This is a genomic window from Paenibacillus agaridevorans, assembly GCF_003112455.1.
GTDB classification, from domain to species: Bacteria; Bacillota; Bacilli; order Paenibacillales; family Paenibacillaceae; genus Pristimantibacillus; species Pristimantibacillus agaridevorans.
This window is the reverse complement of the sequence record NZ_BDQX01000133.1, coordinates 1-4,561: the sequence shown is the minus strand read 5'-3', so window position 1 is coordinate 4,561 and position 4,561 is coordinate 1. Positions and strand designations below refer to the sequence as shown.

At 51.9% G+C, this 4,561-nt stretch carries 4 protein-coding genes; 1 reads left to right on the top strand and 3 read right to left on the bottom strand.

Translation table 11 applies throughout. The features are described 5' to 3' along the window. Window positions 1-397: 397 nt before the first annotated feature. Window positions 398-1,630 (top strand): peptidase T, encoded by a 1,233-nt coding sequence (gene pepT, locus PAT3040_RS13175; RefSeq protein ID WP_108993024.1) that lies wholly within the window; start codon window positions 398-400, stop codon window positions 1,628-1,630. A 72-nt stretch (window positions 1,631-1,702) separates the two neighbouring features. Here the strand turns inward: pepT and PAT3040_RS13170 are convergent, their stop codons facing one another. The 3 genes from PAT3040_RS13170 to PAT3040_RS13160 all read right to left on the bottom strand — a co-directional run. Further along, window positions 1,703-2,368, bottom strand: a complete 666-nt coding sequence (locus PAT3040_RS13170; protein ID WP_108993015.1) for a hypothetical protein — start codon at window positions 2,366-2,368, stop codon at window positions 1,703-1,705. Between the two features lie 243 nt (window positions 2,369-2,611). Beyond that, a complete protein-coding gene (locus PAT3040_RS13165; RefSeq protein ID WP_108993014.1) occupies window positions 2,612-3,352 on the bottom strand; it encodes a lysoplasmalogenase in 741 nt (246 codons plus the stop codon). Window positions 3,353-4,168: 816 nt separating this feature from the next. Continuing rightward, window positions 4,169-4,561: ATP-binding cassette domain-containing protein (locus PAT3040_RS13160; protein ID WP_146200418.1), on the bottom strand; the 393-nt coding region annotated here is incomplete at its 5' end.

The window sequence follows — 4,561 nt, the reverse complement described above, 5'->3', positions numbered from 1 at the left end:
CAAGCCCCCAATTCGCTGGCCTTGCTCTATGACTACCGTGCTTTTTCCCATTATCTTCGCTTGACCAGCCGCTGTAATAGCTGCAGCCGTCCCTCCGTAAATTACAATATCATACTGTTTCTCTTGATTCACATGAATCCTCCTCAATATGCTATTTCTCTTACAATAGCCATTATAAACCGCATGCTGCTATGACGAGAATGATGGATCTTCCTCTTACACTTGATGAATCTTACTGTTTTTATGAAATGCTGTTTTTATGGAAAAATCGTTTTGAAAAAACGGAATGACCATGATAAATTGATTTCAGTGCTTCGCCGTAATGCATTTCGGCTTTCCCCGGTTTTATATTATACTTGGAACAAGAACGGTAACAGGAGCTGATTAAAGAATGAGCATGAAGCAAGAGCTAATCTCAAGGCTGACTACATACGTGCAAGTAGATACGCAATCCGACGAGAACAGCGAGAGCTGTCCTTCCACGCCGGGACAAATGACGCTGTTGCGCATGCTGGTGGAAGAACTAAAGAGTATCGGCATGGCAGACGTCACGATCGACGATAATGGCTACGTGATGGCAACGCTCCCTGCCAATACTGACAAGGAAGTGCCGACGATCGGCTTCCTCGCGCACGTCGACACGGCCACCGATATGACGGGAGCGAATGTAAACCCGCAGGTCGTCGATGCGTACGATGGCAGCGACATCGTCCTAAACGCTGCGCAGGGAATTGTCCTATCGCCGCGCGAGTTCCCTGCGCTCTCCAGCCATATGGGCAGCACGCTGATGACAACGGACGGCACTACGCTGCTGGGCGCCGACGATAAGGCCGGACTGACCGAAATTATGACCGCGATGGCCTACCTGATCACCCATCCCGAGATCAAGCACGGCAAGATTCGCGTCGCCTTTACGCCGGACGAAGAGATCGGCCGGGGCGCGCACAAGTTCGACGTAGCCGCTTTCGGCGCGGAATACGCCTATACGATGGACGGAGGTCCACTCGGCGAGCTGCAGTACGAGAGCTTTAACGCCGCTTCCGCCAATGTGACGATCAACGGCAAAAACGTACACCCCGGCACTGCCAAGGACAAGATGATCAACGCGACGAAGCTGGCGATGGAGTTCCATGCCATGCTGCCGCCGCAAGAGGTGCCTGAGCATACGGAAGGTTACGAAGGCTTCTATCACCTGAACAATATGGCGGGAGACGTCGAGCAGATGCGCCTGCATTATCTCATCCGCGATCACAACCGCGAAAAATTCGATGCTCGCAAGGCGGAGATGACGCGAATAGCTGAAGCCATGGCGGCCAAGTACGGCGAGCAACGCATCGTGCTGGAACTCAAGGATCGTTACTACAACATGGGAGAGAAAATTGAACCCGTATTCCATATCGTCGAGATTGCCCGGGAAGCGATGGAGAGCTTAGGCATTAAACCGCTCGTCGAACCGATCCGCGGGGGCACGGACGGCTCTCAGCTCTCCTTTATGGGACTGCCGACGCCAAACCTGTTTACCGGCGGCGAGAATTACCACGGCCGTTACGAATACGTCTCCGTCGATACGATGGAGCTCGCCGTCAAGACGATCATTGAAATTGTTAAGCGATACGAAGCTCGCGCGTAGCGCTCGTCTCCCACACATGCAACAGACCTCGGGCGGTTCGCGCCGCGAGGTCTGTTGTTTGTTACGGGAGAATCATGATGCATGTTCGATGATTTCCTCAAGCGAAAGTCCTTCCGGAGATAAATCGCTATAGCTTTGGCGGTAATCATCCTGTTGCCAACTATTAAGCACAGATGGATCGATAATCGTTTTATCCTTCAGATTTAAGAACTGTGGATCGTGCTGTTGGATCCACATCCTCGCTTCCTTGATATCTTTTCCTCCAGGAATAACGATGGACTGCGGGATCACATCAAATAAATTGTTGTAGGATTCGCGTTTTTCATACAGCCGAGTAAAAACAGCGGTGCGATCATCGTACACGTCAAGCGATTCATCCACCAGCCTATAATAAAAGTCTTGCACTTTGGCGTTTTGATCGACCGGAAACGGTCTCTCGAATCGAAGTAGCTTAAGGCTGCGCCGATCGTTCTTAAACCATTTATTTTGCTCGTAAACGACCGAATACGAAATATTAATGGCCGAATCATCGCTTACCTCGTTATATTGTTCCTGCGTGCTGGGGATCATATTTTCACCCGCCGGGCTAATGGAAAGGCTGTATTCGTTCATGTTTATACCCGATCCGTAAACTCTGTCCACCTTGATTTCTTTAGGTTGTAAAAAAACAATGATACAGGCACCAATCAAAAGGGTGGCGCAGCCCAGTCCGACAGACAACAACACAGACTTTTTCACCGATCCCCCTCCTCGTATAATCATATTTGCAAGTCTCTTGTTATTAAACGAATATCAAAGCCATTGGTTGCGTTAGCGTGCGTCGTGCAAGGTGAAACGGTTACGCCTTCCTTTGGAGGCGGGGCGCGTTTCGTTCCGAGAATTATAGGGAAAGTACGGCGAAATCATATTATTTCCTATAAATTAAAAAGGACGCTCCCAAACCTTCGGTTTGGTTACGTCCTTCTCATTTTCTTGTGACACCTATCCATTATGCGACGCGGCGGAAGCATCCTTCTGCAACATCCGCCTCTGCCCCCCACGCTCGATACTGGAGGCGATAAGCAGCTGCGCCCCGAAATACGTAGCCATGATCAGTACACCCGCGAACGGCAATTCGCCAACGAATTTATTCCAGGCCAGCAAGGAATCCGATGCGATAAACAGCAGCGCTCCGCCCGCCGCCAACACGCTTCGACTCATTATGGCCGACCAGCCCATGGCCCCGATGACGACGATATAAACCACAACGGGGATCCAGAGACCCTTCTGGCTGTCGTCGGCCATCATGCTGTCGTAAAATCGGCTTCCTAACGCAAGGGAATAGCCGACGATCAGAATGCCGGACGTAAATCCGATTGCCATGCCATGCCGCTTCCCGTTCTTGTTCTGCAGCTCGCTGCGCCCCCGCCAGCGCGTCATCATCGCCGCTACGTAAAACAGGTGTCCCACCAGGAAAGAGCCCAGACCATATACGAACCACGGATCGTTCGGCAGCAGTAGGAACGTATCTCCGCCGATGCTAAAGACCAGACCTGCCAGGACTAGCTTTCGATAGACCGAACCGTGTCTCCCGTCTCCCGAAGATGCCGCCGCAAGCACGATGATAAGCGCCATGGGCAGCAGCTTAAATAACCAATGCAGCCATTGCTGGTCCACCGATAACGTCGCCAGATGGACCATCGCCGTGAGGACGATAAGCGTGATCAGACGTTTTTTATCCATTTCGTTCTATCCCCCTTATGTTGCTGCAGTGTTTTCATCGCTGCAGGATCAGCCCGAATGCTCCCTGCCCTCCCAGTCCCTGACGAACGCGCTTGTCGGAGCCGCCCATTGATGGAGCAGCATGACCATCAGCCATGCGGCGGATGCGTCAGGCAGACCGGTTATAAAATAGAATACGCCCACGAACGCGATAACGTTCGGCAAGCATGCCAAAGCGGCAGAAACAGTAGATTCTAGTCGTTTGGCCGCGAGTGATGAATGAAATGTAAGCGCTTAAAATTCGTTATCAACGTAAGCCCCGCTCGCCCGCTATCCGCTAATATTGACTACACTACGATTGCAACACAGCGGAACCGGGCTGTCAACGAAAAGATGCGCACCCTTGTCCAAGGACGTTCAAAAGCCAAGAAAAACATCTTCTTATACACGGTGGTCACCATTCCTAATGAATAAAGGGAAAGCGCCCTCTAATTGCTCCATTCTCGCCGCCCCCTGGGTTTTAGAGGGATTTCCTCCCACAAATTTCGGACGTATCCCTACATTCATTCAAAACCTATACGATTATTGGGCACTTTTCCCTTTAATTCGTGCAAATAGCTCGATTCATTACGATTTAAAGGAACTTTTCCCGTTATTGCTGGATTAAGCATACGATCGGCCCCCACTAGTGCTCGAGGATGTGCCCTGCGTTTAATCGGAAGTTTTTATCTCCAATAGGAGCGGTCAAAAAAGAAGACTCCTTATCCGCCGTAACCGGATAAAAAGTCGTCATATTGCATTCAAACCTGTTCCTCGTGCCGGAAACGGACTAGCCGCTCAGCCTTGCGCAACCAAATCCTGTTGGCCCAGCAAACGACCGAACAAGCTGCGGCGGTCGATCGCGAGCTCCGCATAACGGCCTCTCTGGACGATCGCTCCTTGGTCCACGACGATAACTTGATCCGCTTTCCGTATGGTCGATAGCCTGTGCGCGATAACGATGACAGCTATTCGTTCTCGCAATCGCTCCAGCGTCTCCTGCACCCTCCGCTCCGTCTCCGTGTCCAGCGCGCTTGTCGCCTCGTCGAGAATCAAAACAGACGGTTCCCGCAGCAGAGCCCGCGCCAGCACCAGACGCTGCTTCTCGCCACCGGAGAGCCGAACGCCTTTATCCCCGATCTCCGTATCCAGCCCCTGCGGCAGCCTGCGAACTACATCGGCGGCGCCGGC